Origin of the sequence: Rhizobium tibeticum, from assembly GCF_900110205.1 — a bacterium.
Taxonomy (GTDB): domain Bacteria; phylum Pseudomonadota; class Alphaproteobacteria; order Rhizobiales; family Rhizobiaceae; genus Rhizobium; species Rhizobium tibeticum.
In genome coordinates, this window is the sequence record NZ_FOCV01000004.1 from 264,638 (window position 1) to 285,126 (window position 20,489).

Below are 20,489 nucleotides of genomic sequence, written 5' to 3' on the forward strand. Positions count from 1 at the left end.
GCTAATACCTTCGCGCATTCCAGTTGAGGAGCCCGCCGATGACAAATGCTTCCACCCAGACCTTCTTCAATCGTTCGCTTGCCGATACCGATCCGGACATCTTCGGCGCGATCGAAAAGGAGCTCGGTCGCCAGCGGCATGAGATCGAGCTCATCGCCTCCGAAAACATCGTGTCTCGTGCGGTGCTGGAAGCCCAGGGCTCCATCATGACGAACAAGTATGCCGAGGGATATCCGGGCAAGCGCTATTACGGCGGCTGCCAGTTCGTCGACATTGCCGAAGAACTGGCGATCGAACGCGCCAAGAAGCTCTTCGGCGTCAACTTCGCCAACGTTCAGCCGAACTCGGGTTCGCAGATGAACCAGGCCGTGTTCCTCGCGTTGCTGCAGCCGGGCGACACCTTCATGGGCCTCGACCTCAACTCGGGCGGTCACCTGACGCATGGCTCGCCGGTCAACATGTCCGGCAAGTGGTTCAACGTCGTCTCCTACGGCGTCCGCGAAGGCGACAACCTGCTCGACATGGACGAGGTCGCCCGCAAGGCGCAAGAGCACAAGCCGAAGCTCATCATCGCCGGCGGCACTGCTTATTCCCGTATCTGGGACTGGAAGCGCTTCCGCGAGATCGCTGACTCCGTTGGCGCGTACCTCATGGTTGATATGGCTCACATCGCCGGTCTCGTTGCAGGTGGCCAGCATCCGTCGCCGTTCCCGCATTGCCACGTTGCCACGACCACGACCCACAAGTCGCTGCGCGGCCCGCGCGGTGGTGTGATCCTGACCAACGACGAGGATCTGGCGAAGAAGTTCAACTCGGCCGTCTTCCCGGGTCTCCAGGGCGGTCCGCTGATGCACATCATCGCAGCCAAGGCCGTTGCCTTCGGCGAAGCGCTTCAGCCTGAGTTCAAGGACTATGCGGCCCAGATCGTCAAGAACGCCAGGGCGCTTGCCGAAACGCTGATCGCCGGTGGCCTCGACGTCGTCTCCGGCGGCACCGACAACCACCTGATGCTCGTCGACCTTCGCAAGAAGAATGCGACCGGCAAGCGGGCGGAAGCCGCACTTGGCCGCGCCTACGTCACCTGCAACAAGAACGGCATTCCGTTCGATCCTGAAAAGCCCTTCGTTACCTCGGGCGTCCGTCTCGGCGCACCGGCCGGCACGACGCGCGGCTTCAAGGAAGCGGAATTCAAGGAAATCGGCAACCTCATCGTCGAGGTTCTCGATGGCCTGAAGGTCGCCAACTCCGACGAAGGCAACGCCGCCGTCGAAGCCGCAGTACGTGGCAAGGTGATGAACCTCACCAACCGCTTCCCAATGTACGACTACATCGTCTAAGGATAGCGCATGCGCTGCCCATTCTGCGGATCGGAAGACACACAGGTCAAGGATTCACGCCCGGCGGAGGACAACACGTCCATCCGCCGGAGGCGTATCTGTCCCGACTGTGGCGGTCGCTTCACGACCTTTGAGCGCGTGCAGTTGCGGGAACTGATGGTGTCGAAGAAGACTGGCCGCAAGGTACCGTTCGATCGCGACAAGTTGGTGCGTTCTTTCGAGATCGCGTTGCGCAAACGCCCCGTCGACCGCGACCGAATCGAGCGCGCGGTCTCCGGTATAGTTCGACGGCTCGAAAGCTCCGGCGAAGTCGAGATCAGCTCCGAGCAGATCGGCCTGCAAGTGCTCGAGGCGCTAAAGAGCCTCGATGATGTCGGCTTCGTTCGCTACGCCTCGGTCTATCGGGACTTCTCGCACGCCGAGGATTTCGAGAAAGTCATTTCCGAGATCAACGCAAAGATCGCTCGCGATCCCCTGGACAACTAGCCCATGAGCGCTTCGGATGACGACGCGCGTTTCATGCAAGAGGCGATCCGCCTGGGTCTCCTGCATCTCGGCCAGACATTCACCAATCCGTCGGTCGGCTGCGTCATCGTGCTTGACGGGCAGATCGTCGGCCGTGGAGTGACGGCAGTTGGCGGGCGACCGCATGCCGAGCCGCAGGCATTGGCCGAAGCCGGCGAATTGGCGCGGGGGGCCACTGCCTACGTGACGCTGGAACCCTGCTCGCATTACGGCAAGACGCCGCCCTGCGCCGAGGCGCTGATTGCCTATGGCGTCGGTCGCGTCGTCATCAGCGTGACCGATCCGGACCCGCGTGTTTCGGGTAGGGGTATTGCCAGATTGCGCGATGCCGGGATCGAGGTCGAGTCCGGGATTCTCGAAGATGAAGGCAAGCGCTCGCTCGCTGCCTATCTCACGCGGCAGACGAAGAACCGGCCCTATGTGACTCTCAAGCTTGCGGTTTCCGCCGATGGCATGATCGGGAAAAAGGGCGAGGGGCAGATCGCAATCACCGGTCCTGCCGCACGCGCTGAGGTCCAGAAGCTGCGCGCTGAAACCGATGCGATTCTGGTTGGGATCGGCACGGCTATCGCCGACGATCCCTTGCTGACGGTTCGCACGCCTGGCCTTGAGACGCGATCGCCGATCCGCGTCGTGCTGGACGAAAATCTGTCCTTGCCGTTAGACAGCAGGCTGGTGACCACCGCAAGGGAGGTGCCGGTCATCGTCGTCGCAACCGAGCCGCCCCACTTCGACAACAGCGGGGACGAGGCTTTCCTCGCACGTCGCGCAGCGCTGGATCGGGCAGGTGTCGAAATCGTCCAATGCAATCCCAACCGCCTGGACGAGCTGCTGCCCGCACTCGCATCGCGCGGCATTTCCTCGCTTGTCGTAGAAGGTGGCCAGCGGACGGCGAAGCTCTTCCTTGATGCCGGATACGTCGATCGCATTCTCTTCTACCGGGGACCGGTCGTGATCGGGCAGGACGGTATTGAATCGCCGGTGACGACGACCGATATGCCATCGGGCTTCCTGCACAAGGGCACCTTCATGTTTGGCGACGATCGCCTGGACGAGTACGAAAGAGAGCTTTGATGTTTACCGGAATTGTTACCGACGTCGGCACGATCGAATCCGTTTCCCCGTTGAAGGAAGGCATCAAGCTGCGTGTCGCCACTGCCTATGATCCGGCGACGATCGACATGGGCGCCTCGATCTCCCACTCCGGCATCTGCCTGACGGTGACCGGCTTGCCTAGCGACGGCAGCAACGGCTGCTGGTTCGAGGTTGAAGCCTGGGAGGAAGCGCTGCGTTTGACGACCGTCGGGACGTGGAAGGAAGGAAGCCGCATCAATCTCGAGCGCTCTCTGAAGATCGGCGATGAGCTCGGCGGTCACATCGTTTCCGGGCATGTCGACGGCAAAGCCGAGATCCTCTCCGTCACCGAAGAGGGCGATGCGACGCGCTTTCGCCTGCGGGCGCCCGAGCATCTCGCCAAGTTCGTCGCACCCAAAGGCTCTATAGCCCTCGACGGCACATCGCTCACCGTCAACGCGGTTGATGGCACCGATTTCGACGTGCTGCTGATCCGTCATACGCTCGAGGTCACGACCTGGGGCGAGCGCAAGGCCGGAGATTTCGTCAATTTCGAAGTCGACACCATGGCGCGGTACGCCGCTAGGTTGGCTGAGTTCCCGACCGCGAAAGCAGAATGACCTCTCCATTGTAGTTGCATCGCTGGATTTCGCGGAAGCCGAGCTTACGTGCGAGGCGCAGCGAAGCGTCGTTCCCCGGGTCGATGATGCAGGTCATGGGTTTGGAGGGGAAGCGTTTTTCCGCCCAGGCGATCAGCGCGGTCAGCGCTTCGCAGGCGTAGCCGCGGCCTTGCGCGCAGGGCATGATACCCCAACCCGTTTCCAAGGTGCCTTCCGTGGAGACCGGATGCATGTCCCGCTTCATGTCAAGAAAGCCTGCTTCCCCGATGAAGCGTCCTGACTGCTTTTCCTCGATCGCCAGAAACCCAAAACCCATGTGATGCCACATGCCGGCGACGCGAAGCAGGCGTGCCCAGGCCTGCTCGCGGGTGCAGGGCACACCCCCGATGAAGCGCACCACCGCTTCGTCGCTCCACATCGTCTGGTAGTCCTCGAAATCGTCGACGGTATGCGGCCGCAGCAACAGCCGCTCGGTCTCGATGGTCAAAATGCTAGTCATTTCGAAATGCTCTCCTGAGTGGGCATCATGCACCGGGCTCCCCATCCCAATAATCCAGGTTGCTGCTTTCGCTGCCGATGAAGCGAAAGCGGTTCATTTGCGCTCCGTCGCGATTGGTCTTGGCAAGAAATTTGCCGGAATCCGGATATTCGACAATCTCGGTCTTCGCCATTGTCGAGATGCCGAGGTAAATGAGAGGCGTCGAACCTGTGTTGATGATCTGGTGGGCGGTCTCTTGTCCCCCGGCTGGCGCACCAAGCGTGTCGCCCTTCCGGATTGGATAGCGGTCAGGACCGAAACGATACTCGCCGGTGCCTTCAATAACGAAGAACAGTTCATCCTCCACATGATGGTTGTGGAACGGACAGCTCGATTTGCCGGGCGGCACTTCATTATAGCTTATGCCAAGACCGGCGAGACCGAGAAGCGACCCGAACGAGACATCTGCGCTCTCGTACAGATCTCCTTGCTTCCAATGCTCAAGCTTCACATCGGCGACGTTGATCACTGGCTTCGATACGCTGGACATTTGCTCCTCCTGTTTCCGGGGAGGAGGCACCATCCTGCGGAAAAATACAACCGCAAAGCATAATATCGGGCGACAGCCTTCTGCTGCCGCCCTTGCTTTTATCGATAGTAGACGGTGATACCGCCATCCGCGGCCTGGTCGGCATTGACGATGTTACCCAACAAGACGCCTCTGGCGTTGAGTTGATGCACAAGAGGCTTGTTGACGGCAATGGCGGCGCGGATCATTTGGATGTCGTTCAGGCTGCGTGCGGCAAAGGACTTGGGGTCACCGATACTTCCCGAGCCGCCGTGATCGTACACCTGCCGAACATCGAGATTGCCGCCTCTGAAGCTGCGCAGCGTTCGTTCGATGCCCGACGGGGTATTCCTATCGAGACTTTCCGCACGGTCGGCGCCTGCAAAGGCGAGAGTGGCGACTGCGGAGGCGATGGCGGCAACGCGATTCATGGGAGTATCCTTTCATCTGCTCTGACGATCGGTTGTCGGCAGTGGATCGTCAGCGTTACGCAGGTGAAATTGGTGTCGGGATGATCCGCCTTCAACTGATAAGTATCTGGGTTTTAGTTACAAATTGTTCATGCGGATCGCCCTTCATTTGCCATCTTCGAGGCGCCGGGAAGCTGTCGCGGCAAGGCGATGCGAGGATCGTCCACCCTGCCTTTGCCGTGATTCCAAGATTTCGCATCCAATCCATGTTCGGAATTTGCTTGCCATTCGGGTCGCGGCGTGTTTTGACCGCGGCCTGCCGAATGGCGAAGTCCTCTAGCTACCCAAGGTGAAGCATGGCGCGAGAAACCGCTCCCCACATTCTGATCGTTGAAGCACGCTTCTACGACGACATGGCCGATGCCTTGCTTGAAGGCGCGACTTTCGCGTTGAAAGAGGCCGGCGCGACCTACGAGGTCGTCACCGTTCCCGGCGCTCTCGAAATTCCGGCGGCGATTGCCATGGCGCTCGACGGAGCAGATAATGACGGTACGCAGTACGACGGGTACGTCGCACTTGGCATGGTTATCCGTGGCGAGACGTATCATTTCGACATCGTGTCGAATGAATCCTCGCGTGCGCTGATGGATCTGGCAGTGAGCGAGTCCATTGCCATTGGCAATGGTATTCTGACGGTGGAAAATGACGATCAGGCATGGGCTCGTGCCCGCCGTTCGGACAAGGACAAGGGCGGTTTTGCCGCCCGCGCAGCTCTCACGATGATCGAGCTGAAGAAGAGATTGGGTGCATAACGAATGAGCAACGAAAACTCGGAGCGTCCCGTCAAGACCGCGAACCAGCGAGGCGCTGCGCGCCTGGCTGCCGTTCAGGCGCTCTACCAGATGGATATTGGCGGCACCGGCGTCCTGGAAATCGTCGCCGAGTACGAGGCGCATCGCCTCGGCCAGGAACTCGACGGCGAGACCTATCTGAAGGCCGACCCCTCCTGGTTTCGCTCCATCGTCTCCGGGGTCGTGCGAGAACAGCGTCGACTCGATCCGCTGATCGCGTCCGCTCTTCAGGACGACTGGGCGCTGTCGCGTCTCGATAGCACGGTTCGCGCGATCCTGCGTGCCGGCGTGTTCGAGATCCTCGATCGCAAGGATGTTCCCGTCGCGGTCATCGTGACGGAATACGTCGAGATCGCCCAGGCCTTCTTTAGCGAAGATGAGCCGAAGCTCGTTAATGCGGTGCTTGACCGCATCGCGAAGCAGGTTCGCGGCGAAGCCAAGAAGTAGCGTTCTGCCGGGGCTGTGGCCCCGACCTCCAGAAACTCCCGGTTCCCATTGTGCTGCAAGGGCTTTTGGCGTTTGCGGGCTTGACGCGCCGTTTTCCTCCACGCAATCTCCTCGCGGCGTTGCAGCATTTCTGTGGGAGGAAATCGAGTCGGCGTATTCGCAGCCGGAGAGGGAGTGAACTCCGGCTCTTTTGGAGGAAAGAGCGAAATGAGCATTCTTTTATGGGTAATAGCATGCGGTCTGCTCTCGGTGGTCTATGCCATCTGGGCGACCCGGTCGGTGCTTGCCGCTGATCAGGGTAACAAGCGCATGCAGGAAATTGCAGGCTATATTCGTGAAGGTGCGCAGGCCTACCTGATGCGCCAGTATAAGACGATCGCAATCGTCGGCATCGTCGTTTTCATTGCAGCCTGGCTGCTGCTCTCCGGCATCGCTGCAATCGGCTTCCTCATTGGCGCGGTTCTTTCGGGCGCCGCTGGCTTCATCGGCATGCACGTCTCGGTGCGCGCCAACGTGCGCACGGCGCAGGCAGCGTCTCAAAGCTTGTCGGCGGGACTTGAGATCGCATTCAAGTCGGGCGCGATCACCGGGCTTCTGGTCGCTGGTCTCGCCTTGCTCGGCGTGTCCGTCTACTACTACGTCCTGACCGTCATTCTTGGGCACGAGGGAAGCTCCCGCGAGGTCATCGATTCACTTGTCGCGCTTGGTTTCGGTGCGTCGCTGATTTCGATCTTCGCCCGTCTGGGCGGCGGCATCTTCACCAAGGGCGCCGACGTCGGCGGCGATCTTGTCGGCAAGGTTGAAGCGGGCATCCCGGAAGATGATCCGCGCAACCCTGCCACGATCGCTGATAACGTCGGCGACAACGTCGGCGATTGCGCAGGCATGGCCGCGGATCTCTTCGAAACTTACGCCGTATCCGTCGTTGCAACGATGGTTCTCGCAGCGATCTTCTTCGCCGGCGCGCCCATCCTGCAATTGGCAATGGTCTATCCGCTTGCCATCTGCGGCGCCTGCATCATTACCTCGATCATAGGCACCTTCTTCGTCAAGCTCGGCAGCAACGGGTCGATTATGGGCGCCCTATATAAGGGTCTGGTCGTGACCGGCCTGCTGTCAATCGTCGGTCTCGGCGCTGCTACGTCCCTGACCATCGGGTGGGGAAGCGTCGGAACCGTCGGCGGCAGGGACATCACCGGCACACAGCTGTTTCTCTGCGGTATCGTCGGTCTGATCGTGACAGCGCTGATCGTCGTCATTACCGAGTACTATACAGGCACCAACAAGCGCCCGGTCAACTCGATCGCCCAGGCGTCGGTGACCGGTCATGGAACCAACGTCATCCAGGGGCTGGCAGTTTCGCTCGAGTCGACGGCGTTGCCGGCCATTGTCATCGTCGGCGGCATTCTTGCCACTTATCAGTTGGGTGGTCTTTTCGGTACCGGCATTGCGGTTACCGCGATGCTCGGCATTGCCGGCATGATCGTGGCTCTGGATGCCTTCGGTCCAGTAACGGACAATGCCGGTGGTATTGCCGAGATGTCCCATCTGCCGCCTGAAGTTCGCAAGTCGACCGACGCGCTTGATGCCGTGGGAAACACGACGAAGGCGGTCACCAAAGGGTACGCGATTGGGTCGGCGGGCCTCGGAGCACTCGTGCTCTTTGCTGCCTATTCGTACGATCTCAAATATTTCGTGGCGAACGGGGACAAGTACCCTTACTTTGCGGGAATTGGTGAGATCTCGTTCGACCTCTCGAATCCCTACGTAGTGGCGGGGCTGATCTTCGGCGGTCTGATTCCGTATCTCTTCGGCGGCATTGCCATGACTGCCGTCGGTCGTGCGGCCGGCGCGATCGTCGAGGAGGTTCGCCGCCAGTTCAAAGAGAAGCCGGGCATCATGCAGGGGACGGAGCGGCCGGACTATGGCAGGGCGGTCGACTTGCTGACGAAGGCAGCCATTCGAGAAATGATCATACCGTCCTTGCTGCCGGTGTTGGCACCGGTCGTCGTGTACTTCGGCGTTCTTGCCATCTCCGGTTCGAAGGCTTCGGCCTTTGCGGCGCTGGGCGCCTCCTTGCTCGGTGTGATCATCAACGGTCTCTTCGTCGCCATCTCGATGACATCGGGGGGCGGCGCCTGGGATAACGCCAAGAAATCCTTCGAGGACGGCTTCGTCGACAAGGACGGCGTTCGCCACATGAAGGGATCCGATGCGCACAAGGCCTCGGTGACTGGCGACACGGTCGGCGACCCCTACAAGGACACGGCCGGTCCGGCCGTCAATCCGGCGATCAAGATCACCAACATCGTCGCGCTTCTTCTTCTTGCCGTTCTGGCCTGAGGCTAAACGCGAACACTAAAAAACCCGCCGTCTCGCACCAGACGGCGGGTTTTTCTTTGAGAATTCTACCGGCGTTAGCGCAAGCTGGCCGGGTTCTGCGGCGAGGCCGGCTGAGAGGTGCCGCCCCCGAAGAGGCCCTTGGCAGCGTTCGCGGCACTGCCGCCAGACAGAAGCTGCTGCAGGAAGGTGAAGTCCTTGCCGCCTGTCGGGGTGACGCGGGTAATCGTATCGAAAACCTTGCCGTCCTTGAGGGTGTAGTTCGCGCGACGCGTAACGATGCCGTCCTTGTCGAAATAGATCGCCAGAACGCTCTGGTCGACGACCTTCAGTTTCTGGAAGGCCATGGAGCGCTCGCGGCGCTGTGAGATGTAATAGAAGACTTCACCATCGAACGTCGCCGTCGTCGACGGCGTGCCCAGGGATAGGAGAACCTGCTCGCGGCTCGATCCTTCCGGGACAAGGTTCAACGATTGCTCGTCGGCGACATACCCGCCATTAAGCACGGTTCCTGTCTGGCAGCCCGAAAGTCCGGCGGAGGCGATCATGATGGCAATGGCGGCATTGCTGAGGAATTTTTTGTCAGACTTGAAATACCGTTTCGTCAACGACATCTACTCCCTAAAATTATGAATGGCAGCCACCGGCCTCAGATCGCTGATGCAAAACCATTGTGGCCATTCCGGGGTCAGACCTCCCGTTGGCTCGTGCGGACAGATGGGGTGCTGTCCCGAAAGTGGCCACCTTCGGCATTGCAATTCGCGCCTGCTTCGGTAAACCAGCTTTCGAAATCATGCAACAAGGCCGGACGCCGCTTGGCGTCAAGAATGAGGTCTTTCCGGAAAAAACGATGATCTTCGGGCTCTTTGGCAAGAAAAACAACAATCAGGCAATCGTTGATCGGCAATATCAGACATTAACGTCGGCCGCGCGGATGCCCGAATTCTACGAGCGCTTGAATGTCCCGGATACGGTCATGGGGCGCTTCGAAATGCTCTCGGCGGTGATGATCCTCTTCTTCCGGCGCACGCGAACGTCCGGGACAAGCGGTCAGGAAATCGCACAGGAAATCGTCGACGCCTTCTTCGAGGATATCGACTACTCCATCCGGGAACTGGGGATCGGCGACAACACCGTTCCGAAGCGCATGAAGAAGCTGGCCGGCATGTTCTATGGCCGTCTTGAGGCCTATTCCAAGGCGATGGACATCAGGGATGCCGAAGGGCTTGCCACCGCACTCGTTCGCAACATTCATCCCAAGACGAATGAGCCGGTCGATATGCGCGGTCTCGCGAGCTGGATGTTTGCGGCTGAGGATTATCTTTTGTCTCAGTCGGAAGACGTCATCGCGACCGGCTCCGCGACGCTCCCAAAGGTTGCCTGAGGAGAAGACGATGAAGAACAAGAGAGATGACGTGCCATTCTCCTACCTCGTAAATGTCGGTCATATATCGGCCAATCCTGTCGAGGTGCATCTGGAGGCCGATAAGCGGGAGTTGGCGGCGCTCGCCGAGCGTTGGAATGTCCTTTCGGTCGACAGCCTCAAAGCCGAACTCCAGATCGCTCGGTGGAAGCGCGACGGCATCCGTCTGAAGGGCAGGGTTCAAGCAAATATTGTCCAATCCTGCGTCGTCACCCTCGATTCGGTCCCATCCGCGATCGACGAGACCTTCGAGCAGATCTTCGTGCCTGAAAATTCGAAGCTTGCACGCCGACCAGCCAACGATGCGGGCGAAATGGTGCTCGATCCCGACGGTCCGGACCTTCCTGAAAGCTTTAGCGGCGATACGATCGACGCAGGTGAGGTGGTCACGGAATTTGCAGCGCTTGCGATCGATCCCTATCCGCGCAAGCCCGGTGTGGAGTTCGGCGGTCACATGGAAGACCTCGGAGAGGACGATAAAAAGCCGTCCGCCTTCGCCGTGTTGAAGGATTGGAAAAAGGACTGAACCCCGTTGGGGATTTGACACAATTCAGTTGTAAGCGACGGGAAAACCGGTATTTTGGCCGAAATTTCGCCCGCCGGAGGCGAAAAATAAGGATCAGGGACGCGTGATCAGAATTTCTATCGACCTCATGGGTGGCGACTTTGGTCCCCAGGTTGTCATCCCCGGCGCTGCCAAGGCACTGGAAAGACATCCCGATATTTCCTTCGTGATGTATGGTTTGAAGGAACAGTGCGAGCCGGTTCTCGACAGGTTTCCGAAGCTCAAGGAAAAGAGCGTTTTTCACGATTGCGAACTCGCCGTCCGCATGGATGAGAAGCCGAGCCAGGCGCTTCGCCGCGGTCGCTATGTCTCCACCATGTGGCGGACGATCGAAGCGGTGAAGACGAAGGAAGCCGACGTTGCCATATCTGCTGGCAACACCGGCGCCCTCATGGCGATGGCCAAGTTCTGTTTGCGGACGATGGCCAATATCGAGCGGCCTGCGATCGCCGCTATCTGGCCGACGCTGAAGGGCGAGAGCATCGTGCTTGATGTCGGCGCGACGATCGGGGCGGATTCACAGCAGTTGATGGATTTCGCCCTCATGGGTGGGGCAATGGCACGCGCGCTGTTTGAGATCGAACGTCCGACGATCGGCTTGCTGAACGTCGGTGTCGAAGAGATCAAGGGGCAGGAAGAGGTGAAGGAAGCGGGGCGCCTGCTCCGCGAGGCCAACATCGACTCGCTCGAGTACTATGGCTTCGTCGAGGGAAACGATCTCGGCAAGGGAACCGTCGATGTCGTCGTGACCGAAGGCTTCTCCGGCAATATTGCGTTGAAGACGGCCGAAGGGACGGCGCGCCAGATCGGCGAATATCTGCGCGCTGCAATGTCGCGCACGCTGCTTGCCAAGATCGGCTACTTCTTCGCGAAAGGCGCGTTCGACATGCTGCGCGAAAAGATGGATCCGAGCCGTGTGAACGGCGGTGTCTTCCTGGGCCTCAACGGCGGTGTCATCAAGAGCCATGGTGGCGCTAACGCCGAAGGCATCGCTGCTGCCATCGAGGTCGGCTATGACATGGCCAAGAATGGCCTCAATCAGAAAATAGAAAACGATCTTCAAAAGTATCATGCCAAGCGGCAGCCCCCGATCGGGCCGGAAGCCGCATGAGCGACGGGGTTTAAGCAATATGATCCGTTCAGTTGTTCGCGGGTTCGGAGCCGCACTTCCGAAACGCGTTATGACCAACCGCGACATGGAAGATGTCGTGGACACATCAGACGAATGGATTGTCCAGCGCACGGGCATTCGCCAGCGCTACATTGCCGGCGAGGGCGAGACGACATCGTCGCTCGGCGAAGCGGCAGCGCGTGCTGCGCTCGACAGGGCCGGACTGACGCCGGCCGATATCGACCTCATCATCTGCGCCACCTCGACGCCGGATAACACCTTTCCGGCGACTGCCGTCAATATTCAGAATCGCCTCGGCATGAGCCATGGCTTTGCCTTCGACGTGCAGGCGGTTTGCACGGGCTTCGTCTATGCTGTGACGACGGCCGACGCGTATATCCGCGGCGGCCTTGCCAAGCGCGTGCTGGTGATTGGCGCCGAGACTTTCTCGCGCATCCTCGACTGGAACGATCGCACAACATGCGTACTCTTCGGTGACGGTGCAGGCGCGATTGTGCTCGAAGCTGCGGAAGGCGAGGGCACGACTGCCGATCGCGGCGTACTGACGGCGCATCTGCGCTCCGATGGCTCCCACAAGGACAAGCTCTATGTGGACGGTGGCCCCTCGACGACGGGCACTGTCGGCAAGCTGCGTATGGAAGGCCGGGAAGTCTTCAAATATGCCGTCGGTATGATCACCGATGTCATTCAGGCTGGCTTCGACGCAACCGGGACGACTGCGGATGATCTCGACTGGCTGGTGCCGCATCAAGCCAATCGGCGTATCATTGATGGCTCCGCCAAGAAGTTGCATATCTCTCCTGAGAAAGTAGTCATTACGGTTGATCTTCATGGCAACACGTCTGCCGCCTCGATTCCGCTCGCGCTGGCAACGGCAGCCGGCGATGGCCGGATCAAGGAAGGCGATCTGGTGATGCTGGAGGCGATGGGCGGCGGCTTCACCTGGGGCGCAGCACTCCTGCGCTGGTAACCCGAAAATCCAAAAAACTACCGACGAACAAGAGCTTGACCGTGAGGCGCAAGACAAATACTCTTTGTTCGCTTTCATAATATAATTGGCAAATGGGCGGGGAAACCATGACCGGAAAGACAGTGACGCGAGCAGACCTGGCGGAATCGGTTTTTCGCAAGGTCGGTCTTTCGAGAACCGAATCTGCCGAACTCGTGGAAACTGTCATTGACGAGATTTGTAACGCGATCGTCCGCGGCGAGACCGTCAAGCTCTCGTCCTTTGCGACCTTCCAGGTGCGAGACAAGAACGAGCGCATCGGACGTAACCCCAAGACGGGCGAGGAAGTACCGATCTCTCCCCGACGTGTCATGACCTTTAAGGCGTCGAATGTCTTGAAGACTCGGATTCTCAAGGCGCACACCCTGCGCAAGACCAAGCAGAAGACCGCCAATCCGGCCTCCTGACCGGACCCAAAAGGGAGAATCGTTCTCTCGTTCGGCGACAACAACTATAATCTTCCCTGAACGATCTGTGCGGTATTCAAGACGTGACTTGAATTCACGGCGTCAAACCGTTGAAATATGATGAGTCGCGGCTCGGTTCTGGCGTTCGTGAGATACAGCTGCGTCCTATCAGCCGAACAGACGCGCGGCACGCCCCGAGACCGCGTAGGGAGTAAGGATGTTGGATAAGAGCCCCGATGCTTTCCGCACCATCAGCGAGGTGGCGGATGACCTAGACCTTCCACAGCATGTCCTACGCTTCTGGGAAACGCGATTTCCTCAGATCAAGCCGATGAAGCGCGGCGGCGGCCGCCGCTATTACAGGCCCGAGGATATCGATCTCCTGAAGGGCATTCGCCACCTGCTCTATGATCACGGCTACACGATCAAGGGCGTGCAGAAGCTTCTGAAGACCAATGGCAACAAGTTTGTCATCTCGATAGGACATGGCGATCTTGCCAGTGTCCAGGCGCTGACGGGCGGCCCGCAGGATGACACCAACACGGCCGAACCGCGGGTCGGAATGTCCGACGAGGATCAGGTGGTCGGGCGCGCGAAACCGCCGATTACCCGCCGCTTCTTCAATTTCGGCGGTGGCGACGAAGAATCTCCCGAGATTTCGATCGGCAAGTCGAGCGTCGGCAAGGAGGATCGGGCGCTGCTGCAGGAAGCACTCTACGATCTCCTGGAGTGCAAACGCTTGCTGGACCAGGTTCGCTGACCAACTTGTTCGCCTTCGGGTGATATAGGCAAGCACCGTTCCTTCATTCGATCGGAGAAGACGCCATCGGCTGGCGATGGGGAATTCGATACAACTTACCAAGGAAGCCCTCGTGACTGCGTCTCATTCCGTTCCCGGCAAACTTTATGACGCCTTCCTCTTCGATATGGACGGCACGCTCTTGAATTCCATTGCCGTGGTCGAACGCGTCTGGAGCGAGTGGGCAGTGCGCCATGGATTGGAGCCGGAGGTTTTCCTCAAGACGATTCACGGCATTCGCGCCAGCGATGTCATTCGCCAGCTGGCGCTGCCGGGCGTCGATCCTCAGCATGAGGCGAGGCAATTGTTGAAAGAGGAGATGGAGGATGTCGAAGGCATCGTCCCGATCCCGGGAGCGATTGATTTCCTAAACAGCATTCCGCAGGCAAAGTGGGCGATCGTAACCTCGGCACCGATCGAACTCGCCAGAACCCGAATGGCGGCGGCGGGAATTCCGACGCCGGTCGCGATGGTGAGCGGCGAAGACGTGGCGGCTGGAAAGCCTAGCCCGGAATGCTACCTGCTGGGTGCCAAGCGCCTCGGAGTCGATCCGACGAAATGCCTGGTGTTCGAAGATGCCGTTGCCGGAATCCTCGCGGGCGAAGCGGCGGGCGCAGATGTGACGGTCATTACCGAAACACATACGACGCCGTTCGCGACGCCGCATTTTTCGATCCCCGACTACCGGGGCTGGCGTGTTGAGATCAGCCCCGACGGCCGCGTTGCGCTCGCCAAATAGCGCGGGCTAGTGCTTGCGTTGTTGCTGGGCTTGCTTCTTCATGCGCTCGTAGGCAGCAAGCATCTTTGCCTTGACCGAGCCCAGCGTCCCCAATTCATGCCCGCAGGTGAAGCAGATAAGGATATCGGTGTCGAGCGGCTCGGGACGCTCGAATTTCATTCGTGTGTTCCTGCATTTCGGGCAGGGGATCTCGATCTGCATGTTCTTATCCAAAGTCTCGCGTTTTGCAGGTCTCTTATTCGCGTAGCGCGGATCGAGCAAGCATTTTTGAGTTCCTAGCCAACAGCGACATGTGACGTGCTACTGGCAAGCAAAGAAAGTCGAGTAGCCTCCGATCACAGCTACTCCCGCGTATCGCAGGTTAGGTCGAAGCAAATTCGTGTTGTGACCCGGGGAACTCCTCCAGCCAGCAAAAAGCTGCTGCGGAGTCGTATATCCAACGCCGACATTTTCTGAACACACCACGCTGAGCCCCGCAGCTCTGGCTTGAGCCGATCTCTGGCGAAAGCCATCATGGTTGATGGCTCTCCGTGTTGCTTGGTACCGGCAGTGTTGGCGAGCCAACGCTTTCAAAGTGCCATTTGCGGCGAGGGGAGATAGGCCGCGGCTCGCCCTATAAGAATTAATGAGAGCCAGTGTCTGGGAGCCAAAATCGCTTGTCGTCGTTGGCGGTTGGGCTGCACTTGCACATGCTGAACTGAGAATCGCAATTGCTGTTGTCCGTAGCATTTTCATGGTCGGATTTCTCATCTTGGCAACGATTCGCCTTTGGCGGGCCTGCCCAAGCAGAAACAAAGCAAGCGATCCAGGCAACCATAAACGAGGCATTGCGCCACAGTTATCGATATCGAGCGGAAATGTGAGCTACAAAGAGCCAGGCCAGCTGGAGTGATGCGGTCAGGAGGCACCCGAAGGACGAGCCTCAGCTGACGACGCCGTTCTGCCGGCACATGTCGTTGAGGTTTGATCGTGCGGTGCCCTGGGCGGTCAGGGTGAACGAAAAGGCGGTTCTCCCGGCCGCAATCGTGTTTTTCAAAACGCCAGCGAAGGGCTCACCGCCAGTAAAGGCCCCAGCTTTGTTCTTGGAGTTTACTATGCCGCAAACATAGACGATCCCTGGTTGTCTCTGTGCTGCCATCATGTTTCCGAACGTCGCACTGGCGGGATCTTTAAGGAACCTTCGAATTCCATTCTGAACGGCAGAAATCTCGCCCATCGAAAGCGTGTACGGGATCGTTTGGTCTCGCTGAGTGATGCCTGTGCAAGAACTGAGCATCAATATGCCGGCAATCACGATTTTCTTCATGTCGTCCCCCAAGAGCATCGCCGAATTACATGGTATGTCCCCGGCAAAATTCGCCTTAAGTAGTTGCTAACGCAAGCCCGTATTTCGACGTATATCGATATGTAGCGCGAGCCGGGATTCCAAGACTCCGTTGCGTCTCAGAAATTTTTGGCTCACTTGGCCCATCGCAAAGCCATCGCGTTGCGACAAGCGAATGGCGTTCGCTCACTCGACTTGTTGTGAGATGCATGGCCTCCCCGAACGCAGCGGGAACCCTTAGCGGCCGAAGCGCGCTTTTCCACTCGTCGGTCCTTTTTTATTCTCTCCTGTCGATTTCCTCTTGCGCCCCAAATCCCAAAATACTAACAGGATCAGGCCGTTTCGGCAGGTCGGGGCGTAGCGCAGCCCGGTAGCGCACTTGACTGGGGGTCAAGGGGTCGCTGGTTCGAATCCAGTCGCCCCGACCATTCACAAAGTAACCTTCGGCACCCCCAGCAGCCCGAAGGTCACCACTCCTGCTCGATGGTCACTTGTTGAACAATCAGCTGATGGTTTGCCTGTTGAGGCCTCAACGGAAATACCGCGGTTAGAAATTTGTCTTCGCAACTCGAATAAACTATTAGTGTCCTGTAATATACGTCCCGCGAATATTGGTGGATGACGCATGGCAGACCGCGAAACGAGGGAAACATGCCGGGAAGCGCTATCGGAGCCCTTTGGGGCTCTGGTCGAGAAGGCCGTGTCGTCGGGCTGGCCGGAGCACGAAATCGCGCTGGCGTTGACCGAACTGGCCGAGGCCTATGTCGTCAAGGTCAGCGCAAGGATCATCATTGAGGGCTCGCTCCAGTCGCAGCTTACCTCGGAGCGGCTGAAGAACTGACGCCGGATGTGCGCATTAAGCCGGCTCGGTACGCACCGTTCACATAAATGTTTCTGTCGGAAATGTTCGGTTGATAAATGGTCGGCTCGGGCGCATAGTGGCCGCAATGTCGGCTATGGATGGGCGGTCGACGACAATGCTTTCCGGTGTTGATAGCCCTTGATGGGACCTTTGGCGTCATGCTCAAATCCCCAGTTCTTCCGCGTGACCTGCCGCTTTTCTCGGACGATCTCGATCTTCTGTCCGGGGTGCTTGACGATGTCTGCAAGGACAGGGGGCTCGAGCGGAACACCTCGGCCGCCGAGACCATCGGTGCGCTCCTGATCCAGCTTTACCGACAGGGTGTCAGGGACCGGAGCAAGCTCGCGGCTCTTGCAAAGGCCTATTTGTAATCCCGGAGCTCTAAGAACGCCGACGAGCTAGTCGTCGTTTGCTGCGTTGAGGTTTTCTGGGCGGATACCTTATCGATCCCGGTACGCGCTCGTAGCCTGACGCCCGGTCCGCCTTCGTCGTGATTGCCGCTGCCGATGAAGATGATGCCCGCCGCTTCAAGCGCTTGCTTTACGGCGAGCAGCGCGTGCGGCTGGCCTTCCTGCTCGTCGCGCTCCATCGTTTCGATAGTGGCAGCGGGCAGACCGGATGCGGCTGCCAGTTGCTCGATGCTCATTCCGGTCATCGCGCGGGCGCCGCGCATCTGTGTTGCTGTGATCATGAATCAAAGACTAGCGCGCCGGTGCTCATTCGCAAGGCCGATGTGGGGCACTTGCGCCGCATGATTGCGTATGTGGCGCTGTTCCAGCGCGGCGCAGCCCCAGACGACGCCGAAAAGCAAGTAGACATGCCGCCAGTGGTCGATGTCGATGACGTTGCCGATCGCGGCATGGCCAAGCACTCCGATCCAGGCAATCATCAGATAGGGTTGCCAGGGACGATCCTTGAGGAGATTCCTGAACCCGAGATAGATCGTCCAGCAAAGCATCGTGATATAGCTGACAAAGCCGAGCCAGCCGTAGCTCGTCAGCGATTTCAGCCAGATGTTGTGCTCATCCTCGGGGAACATCGTGCCGAAGACCAGCGGACCGATTCCGAGCGGCCGCTCCATCATCATCGTGAAGCCGATGCGGTGGCGATCGAAACGGCCGAGATGCTCGCCGTCATATTGCTGCACGAGCTGGGCACGCGCCGAAAAGAGCGCACTGACTTTCGGGAACTGCAATGCAACGACCAGTGACGCAACCAGCAACATGACCGCCGCAAGCGACAAGATCAGGATACGCAGGCGAAACGCGCCGCTGCGCTCCTTGAGCAGCATGCAGAAGATCAAAAGGACAATGCCGAGAAGAAAGAGGCCCCAGGCCGCGCGCGAGAAAGACAGAAACACGCCAAGCGCCAAAATCAGCAGCGCAAAGGCCTTGATCGGCGCAGCTCTCAAACTGCCGACAAGAATGCCATGGACGAGATAGATGGACGGCGGGACCAGGAATGGGCCAAATACGTTCGGGTCCTGGAAGGCACCCTTGGCGCGATCATAGAGCGTGAAAACCTCCGCTCCCGGGAAGGCGTGAAAATAGCCAAGGATCCCAAGCAGCGAGGTGATGACAGCGGCGAATGCCCAGGCATCGAAGATGAGCGGCAGTCGCCGATGGCTTTCCTCGATGATCGCCGCGTAGAAGATGGCCGTAAGTGCGAGGAAGGTCGAGACGGCGACGTACATCGGCGCGGTTCCGAGATCCTTCATTTGCGTCAGCGAGAGCATTCCGCCGACGTTGAAGGCAAGCAGCAGGGCAAGAAGCGGCGCGGTGAAGCGCGAGATCCTGAGGCCCAGGATGAACCAGATGCCGAGGAGGGCTGCCATCCAAAGCTCGTAGGGTGCCGGCTCGTCGATGACGAAGCCGGAGAGAAAGACCCCAAAGGCGACCATCGCCGACCCAATCAAGCGCAGCGTCGCCCGCTGTGGCTGGGCAACCCGCAGATGTGTCGCCTCGACCGCACTCAATAGGCGTTTTCCGTGTTGAACAACCGGAAGGGCGTCAGGAACAGGATCCTCAGATCGAACCAGAGCGACCAGTTCTCGATGTAGTAGAGGTCGTAGGCCGTCCGGAACTTGATCTTGTCGTCGTGATCGACTTCTCCTCGCCAGCCGTTGATCTGCGCCCAGCCAGTCACACCGGGCTTCACGCGATGGCGGGCGAAATAACCTTCCACGACATCACCAAAGGCCCGGTCCCGCGCCTGGGCAAGAATGGCATGCGGACGCGGCCCGACCAGCGACAGGTCGCCCTTCAAGACGTTGAAAAGTTGTGGCAATTCGTCGATCGAACTTTTGCGGATGAAGCGTCCGACAGGTGTGACGCGAGGATCCGCTTTGGTGACGGCGGCCCGCCCCGTGGGGTCGCCCTTGTCGGCGTACATCGAGCGAAACTTGAAGATGTTGATGATCTCGTTGTTGAAGCCATGGCGGTTCTGCATGAAGAACACCGGCCCCTTCGAGGTCAACTTTATGGCGATCGCTGTTGCCAGCATGACCGGCCAGAGAAGCGCCAGACAAAGCAGCGTAAAGACGATGTCGAAGCAGCGCTTGGCGACCGAGTCCCAGTCCCGGATCGGCTTGTTGAAGATATCGAGCATCGGCACAGACCCGATGCGCGAATAGGCGCGCGGGCGAAATCGCAGTCGATTTGCGTGAGCGGCCAGGCGGATATCGACCGGCAGGACCCAGAGCTTCTTCAACAGCTGCAGGATGCGGGCCTCCGCGCTTAGCGGAAGCGAAATGATCAGCATGTCGATGCGGGTGATGCGGACGAATTCGACGAGTTCGGCGACCGTTCCGAGCTTCGGATAGCCGGCGACCATGATCGGCGACCGTTTCTCGCCACGGTCATCGAAGATGCCGCAGATCCGGATGTCGTTGTCGGCCTGCTGTTCGAGGACACGGATCAGATTCTTGGCCGGTTCTCCGCCACCGACGATCACCGCACGGCGCTCCATGATACCGTTGCGCGACCAGTTGCGGATGGCGTAGGCGATCAGGAAGCGCGCGGCGAGCAGGAAGATTGCCCCAGGAGCGAACCAGGCAAGGTAGGCCTGCGCCTGTCCCAACCCGACATTGCCGGAGAGCGCGCTTCCGGCAATGACGATCAGGAAGACCGATGCCCACACCGCAAAGACGCGTGGCAGCAGACGCATACGGGCGCGGAGCGCTGGGATGGAGTAGGTGTCGGCCGTCTGGAGCGCACAAACGAGGAGAACCGCAACAAAAGCGGCAGTGATCCCGCGGCCCGAAAGTGTCTCCGCCCCATTCCCAGGCCAGAGAGAAAACGCGAGCAGCCCGATCAGAAACTGCGATGCAAATTCGAACAGGCGGAACTGGCCGATGATGATGGCCGGTGAGCGGTTTCCAGCGATGAATTGCTCGGCGATCTGACGGGCATAGGTGTTGATCGGCTCCGGGTGAACCTCTTCGTCCGCCTCTTCGGCGCGTCGATTGATGTCCGAAACCTGCTTGCGCAGCGCCTCCAGGTCAAACTGATCGCTTTTCTCTGCCTTGTTCATGAGGCTACCGCCGCTGGTTATCGGAACGGCAATAGCAGAAAGGCCCTA

Annotated in this window: 25 protein-coding genes, 1 tRNA gene and 1 pseudogene; 17 read left to right on the plus strand and 10 right to left on the minus strand. The window is 59.2% G+C overall.

What is annotated here, in order from left to right:
• The first annotated feature begins 38 nt into the window (after positions 1–38).
• The 4 genes from glyA to BSG20_RS06700 are packed head-to-tail and all read left to right on the plus strand — an operon-like array spanning position 39 to position 3,556.
• Positions 39–1,337 carry a serine hydroxymethyltransferase gene (glyA, locus tag BSG20_RS06685; protein ID WP_072372562.1) on the plus strand — a complete coding sequence of 433 codons (1,299 nt, stop codon included), beginning with the start codon at positions 39–41 and terminating at the stop codon, positions 1,335–1,337.
• A 9-nt stretch (positions 1,338–1,346) separates the two neighbouring features.
• Positions 1,347–1,823, plus strand: coding sequence for a transcriptional regulator NrdR (nrdR, locus tag BSG20_RS06690; protein ID WP_007531462.1), 477 nt, complete (start codon positions 1,347–1,349; stop codon positions 1,821–1,823).
• Positions 1,824–1,826: 3 nt separating this feature from the next.
• Entirely contained in the window at positions 1,827–2,936 is a 1,110-nt protein-coding gene (gene ribD, locus BSG20_RS06695) for a bifunctional diaminohydroxyphosphoribosylaminopyrimidine deaminase/5-amino-6-(5-phosphoribosylamino)uracil reductase RibD (protein ID WP_072372565.1), read from the plus strand.
• Positions 2,936–3,556, plus strand: a complete 621-nt coding sequence (locus tag BSG20_RS06700; RefSeq protein ID WP_072372568.1) for a riboflavin synthase — start codon at positions 2,936–2,938, stop codon at positions 3,554–3,556. Before ribD ends, BSG20_RS06700 begins: the two co-directional genes overlap by 1 nt.
• Here BSG20_RS06700 and BSG20_RS06705 read toward each other — a convergent pair.
• The 3 genes from BSG20_RS06705 to BSG20_RS06715 form a co-directional block, all read right to left on the minus strand.
• Positions 3,519–4,055: a GNAT family N-acetyltransferase gene (locus tag BSG20_RS06705; protein WP_072372570.1), complete on the minus strand. Its 537-nt coding sequence runs from the start codon at positions 4,053–4,055 to the stop codon at positions 3,519–3,521. The genes BSG20_RS06700 and BSG20_RS06705 overlap by 38 nt on opposite strands.
• Before the next feature lie 25 nt (positions 4,056–4,080).
• Positions 4,081–4,584: a cupin domain-containing protein gene (locus BSG20_RS06710; RefSeq protein WP_072372573.1), complete on the minus strand. Its 504-nt coding sequence runs from the start codon at positions 4,582–4,584 to the stop codon at positions 4,081–4,083.
• A 98-nt stretch (positions 4,585–4,682) separates the two neighbouring features.
• Entirely contained in the window at positions 4,683–5,033 is a 351-nt protein-coding gene (locus tag BSG20_RS06715; protein ID WP_072372576.1) for a hypothetical protein, read from the minus strand.
• A 335-nt stretch (positions 5,034–5,368) separates the two neighbouring features.
• Here BSG20_RS06715 and BSG20_RS06720 point away from each other — a divergent pair, with 335 nt between their 5' ends.
• The 3 genes from BSG20_RS06720 (at position 5,369) to BSG20_RS06730 (ending at position 8,653) form a co-directional block, all read left to right on the plus strand.
• Positions 5,369–5,824: a 6,7-dimethyl-8-ribityllumazine synthase gene (locus tag BSG20_RS06720; protein WP_024316605.1), complete on the plus strand. Its 456-nt coding sequence runs from the start codon at positions 5,369–5,371 to the stop codon at positions 5,822–5,824.
• Positions 5,825–5,827: 3 nt separating this feature from the next.
• A complete protein-coding gene (nusB, locus tag BSG20_RS06725) occupies positions 5,828–6,310 on the plus strand; it encodes a transcription antitermination factor NusB (RefSeq protein ID WP_024316604.1) in 483 nt (160 codons plus the stop codon).
• A gap of 207 nt (positions 6,311–6,517) precedes the next feature.
• Complete coding sequence (locus BSG20_RS06730; protein WP_072372579.1) at positions 6,518–8,653, plus strand: sodium-translocating pyrophosphatase; 2,136 nt, start codon at positions 6,518–6,520, stop codon at positions 8,651–8,653.
• A 74-nt stretch (positions 8,654–8,727) separates the two neighbouring features.
• Here BSG20_RS06730 and BSG20_RS06735 read toward each other — a convergent pair whose 3' ends face one another.
• On the minus strand, positions 8,728–9,264 hold the full coding sequence (locus BSG20_RS06735; RefSeq protein ID WP_024316602.1) for an outer membrane protein assembly factor BamE: 537 nt from the start codon (positions 9,262–9,264) through the stop codon (positions 8,728–8,730).
• A 179-nt stretch (positions 9,265–9,443) separates the two neighbouring features.
• Between BSG20_RS06735 and BSG20_RS06740 the strand changes: the two genes are divergently transcribed.
• From BSG20_RS06740 to BSG20_RS06770, 7 genes are all read left to right on the plus strand, one after another.
• The gene (locus BSG20_RS06740; protein WP_177309817.1) at positions 9,444–10,034 is read left to right on the plus strand and encodes a ubiquinol-cytochrome C chaperone family protein; all 591 of its coding nucleotides are present in this window, start codon (positions 9,444–9,446) and stop codon (positions 10,032–10,034) included.
• Positions 10,035–10,044: 10 nt separating this feature from the next.
• The gene (locus BSG20_RS06745; RefSeq protein ID WP_072372584.1) at positions 10,045–10,599 is read left to right on the plus strand and encodes a YceD family protein; all 555 of its coding nucleotides are present in this window, start codon (positions 10,045–10,047) and stop codon (positions 10,597–10,599) included.
• 103 nt (positions 10,600–10,702) lie between these two features.
• Complete coding sequence (plsX, locus tag BSG20_RS06750) at positions 10,703–11,749, plus strand: phosphate acyltransferase PlsX (RefSeq protein WP_072372586.1); 1,047 nt, start codon at positions 10,703–10,705, stop codon at positions 11,747–11,749.
• Between the two features lie 19 nt (positions 11,750–11,768).
• Positions 11,769–12,740: a beta-ketoacyl-ACP synthase III gene (locus BSG20_RS06755; protein ID WP_024316598.1), complete on the plus strand. Its 972-nt coding sequence runs from the start codon at positions 11,769–11,771 to the stop codon at positions 12,738–12,740.
• 107 nt (positions 12,741–12,847) lie between these two features.
• Complete coding sequence (locus BSG20_RS06760) at positions 12,848–13,186, plus strand: integration host factor subunit alpha (RefSeq protein ID WP_007801086.1); 339 nt, start codon at positions 12,848–12,850, stop codon at positions 13,184–13,186.
• 217 nt (positions 13,187–13,403) lie between these two features.
• Positions 13,404–13,946 carry a MerR family transcriptional regulator gene (locus tag BSG20_RS06765; RefSeq protein WP_072372589.1) on the plus strand — a complete coding sequence of 181 codons (543 nt, stop codon included), beginning with the start codon at positions 13,404–13,406 and terminating at the stop codon, positions 13,944–13,946.
• A gap of 112 nt (positions 13,947–14,058) precedes the next feature.
• Positions 14,059–14,724, plus strand: coding sequence for an HAD family hydrolase (locus BSG20_RS06770; RefSeq protein WP_072372700.1), 666 nt, complete (start codon positions 14,059–14,061; stop codon positions 14,722–14,724).
• Between the two features lie 6 nt (positions 14,725–14,730).
• Here the strand turns inward: BSG20_RS06770 and BSG20_RS36350 are convergent, their stop codons facing one another.
• The 3 genes from BSG20_RS36350 to BSG20_RS06780 all read right to left on the minus strand — a co-directional run bounded on the left by BSG20_RS36350 (position 14,731) and on the right by BSG20_RS06780 (position 16,030).
• A complete protein-coding gene (locus tag BSG20_RS36350; protein ID WP_167371547.1) occupies positions 14,731–14,883 on the minus strand; it encodes a hypothetical protein in 153 nt (50 codons plus the stop codon).
• 141 nt (positions 14,884–15,024) lie between these two features.
• Positions 15,025–15,552: a CAP domain-containing protein gene (locus BSG20_RS06775; RefSeq protein ID WP_306372225.1), complete on the minus strand. Its 528-nt coding sequence runs from the start codon at positions 15,550–15,552 to the stop codon at positions 15,025–15,027.
• Positions 15,553–15,646: 94 nt separating this feature from the next.
• On the minus strand, positions 15,647–16,030 hold the full coding sequence (locus tag BSG20_RS06780; RefSeq protein ID WP_072372703.1) for a hypothetical protein: 384 nt from the start codon (positions 16,028–16,030) through the stop codon (positions 15,647–15,649).
• A 369-nt stretch (positions 16,031–16,399) separates the two neighbouring features.
• Between BSG20_RS06780 and BSG20_RS06785 the strand changes: the two genes are divergently transcribed.
• From BSG20_RS06785 to BSG20_RS06795, 3 genes are all read left to right on the plus strand, one after another.
• Positions 16,400–16,476, plus strand: a tRNA-Pro gene (locus BSG20_RS06785).
• Between the two features lie 197 nt (positions 16,477–16,673).
• Positions 16,674–16,889, plus strand: a complete 216-nt coding sequence (locus BSG20_RS06790) for a hypothetical protein (RefSeq protein ID WP_072372595.1) — start codon at positions 16,674–16,676, stop codon at positions 16,887–16,889.
• A 179-nt stretch (positions 16,890–17,068) separates the two neighbouring features.
• The gene (locus BSG20_RS06795) at positions 17,069–17,281 is read left to right on the plus strand and encodes a hypothetical protein (RefSeq protein WP_072372706.1); all 213 of its coding nucleotides are present in this window, start codon (positions 17,069–17,071) and stop codon (positions 17,279–17,281) included.
• 27 nt (positions 17,282–17,308) lie between these two features.
• Here BSG20_RS06795 and BSG20_RS06800 read toward each other — a convergent pair.
• From BSG20_RS06800 to BSG20_RS06810, 3 genes and pseudogenes are all read right to left on the minus strand, one after another.
• Positions 17,309–17,601: pseudogene (locus tag BSG20_RS06800) on the minus strand (helix-turn-helix domain-containing protein).
• A 3-nt stretch (positions 17,602–17,604) separates the two neighbouring features.
• Positions 17,605–18,885, minus strand: a complete 1,281-nt coding sequence (locus BSG20_RS06805) for an O-antigen ligase family protein (RefSeq protein ID WP_072372598.1) — start codon at positions 18,883–18,885, stop codon at positions 17,605–17,607.
• Positions 18,882–20,441, minus strand: coding sequence for an undecaprenyl-phosphate glucose phosphotransferase (locus BSG20_RS06810; protein ID WP_072372601.1), 1,560 nt, complete (start codon positions 20,439–20,441; stop codon positions 18,882–18,884). The genes BSG20_RS06805 and BSG20_RS06810 overlap by 4 nt, the downstream gene beginning before the upstream one ends.
• Positions 20,442–20,489: the final 48 nt, after the last annotated feature.

What these genes read in the sequence shown, in the direction of transcription:
- BSG20_RS06790 (WP_072372595.1), top strand. Translation starts at nt 16,674, where the DNA reads ATGGCAGACCGCGAAACGAGGGAAACATGCCGGGAAGCGCTATCGGAG.
- BSG20_RS06760 (WP_007801086.1), top strand. Translation starts at nt 12,848, where the DNA reads ATGACCGGAAAGACAGTGACGCGAGCAGACCTGGCGGAATCGGTTTTT.
- BSG20_RS06710 (WP_072372573.1), bottom strand. Translation starts at nt 4,584, where the DNA reads ATGTCCAGCGTATCGAAGCCAGTGATCAACGTCGCCGATGTGAAGCTT.
- BSG20_RS06705 (WP_072372570.1), bottom strand. Translation starts at nt 4,055, where the DNA reads ATGACTAGCATTTTGACCATCGAGACCGAGCGGCTGTTGCTGCGGCCG.
- BSG20_RS06810 (WP_072372601.1), bottom strand. Translation starts at nt 20,441, where the DNA reads ATGAACAAGGCAGAGAAAAGCGATCAGTTTGACCTGGAGGCGCTGCGC.
- ribD (WP_072372565.1), top strand. Translation starts at nt 1,827, where the DNA reads ATGAGCGCTTCGGATGACGACGCGCGTTTCATGCAAGAGGCGATCCGC.
- BSG20_RS06745 (WP_072372584.1), top strand. Translation starts at nt 10,045, where the DNA reads ATGAAGAACAAGAGAGATGACGTGCCATTCTCCTACCTCGTAAATGTC.
- glyA (WP_072372562.1), top strand. Translation starts at nt 39, where the DNA reads ATGACAAATGCTTCCACCCAGACCTTCTTCAATCGTTCGCTTGCCGAT.
- BSG20_RS06735 (WP_024316602.1), bottom strand. Translation starts at nt 9,264, where the DNA reads ATGTCGTTGACGAAACGGTATTTCAAGTCTGACAAAAAATTCCTCAGC.
- BSG20_RS06765 (WP_072372589.1), top strand. Translation starts at nt 13,404, where the DNA reads ATGTTGGATAAGAGCCCCGATGCTTTCCGCACCATCAGCGAGGTGGCG.
- BSG20_RS06755 (WP_024316598.1), top strand. Translation starts at nt 11,769, where the DNA reads ATGATCCGTTCAGTTGTTCGCGGGTTCGGAGCCGCACTTCCGAAACGC.
- BSG20_RS06715 (WP_072372576.1), bottom strand. Translation starts at nt 5,033, where the DNA reads ATGAATCGCGTTGCCGCCATCGCCTCCGCAGTCGCCACTCTCGCCTTT.
- BSG20_RS06720 (WP_024316605.1), top strand. Translation starts at nt 5,369, where the DNA reads ATGGCGCGAGAAACCGCTCCCCACATTCTGATCGTTGAAGCACGCTTC.
- BSG20_RS36350 (WP_167371547.1), bottom strand. Translation starts at nt 14,883, where the DNA reads ATGAAATTCGAGCGTCCCGAGCCGCTCGACACCGATATCCTTATCTGC.
- BSG20_RS06740 (WP_177309817.1), top strand. Translation starts at nt 9,444, where the DNA reads ATGCAACAAGGCCGGACGCCGCTTGGCGTCAAGAATGAGGTCTTTCCG.
- BSG20_RS06780 (WP_072372703.1), bottom strand. Translation starts at nt 16,030, where the DNA reads ATGAAGAAAATCGTGATTGCCGGCATATTGATGCTCAGTTCTTGCACA.
- BSG20_RS06775 (WP_306372225.1), bottom strand. Translation starts at nt 15,552, where the DNA reads ATGCCTCGTTTATGGTTGCCTGGATCGCTTGCTTTGTTTCTGCTTGGG.
- nrdR (WP_007531462.1), top strand. Translation starts at nt 1,347, where the DNA reads ATGCGCTGCCCATTCTGCGGATCGGAAGACACACAGGTCAAGGATTCA.
- BSG20_RS06730 (WP_072372579.1), top strand. Translation starts at nt 6,518, where the DNA reads ATGAGCATTCTTTTATGGGTAATAGCATGCGGTCTGCTCTCGGTGGTC.
- BSG20_RS06795 (WP_072372706.1), top strand. Translation starts at nt 17,069, where the DNA reads ATGCTCAAATCCCCAGTTCTTCCGCGTGACCTGCCGCTTTTCTCGGAC.
- nusB (WP_024316604.1), top strand. Translation starts at nt 5,828, where the DNA reads ATGAGCAACGAAAACTCGGAGCGTCCCGTCAAGACCGCGAACCAGCGA.
- BSG20_RS06700 (WP_072372568.1), top strand. Translation starts at nt 2,936, where the DNA reads ATGTTTACCGGAATTGTTACCGACGTCGGCACGATCGAATCCGTTTCC.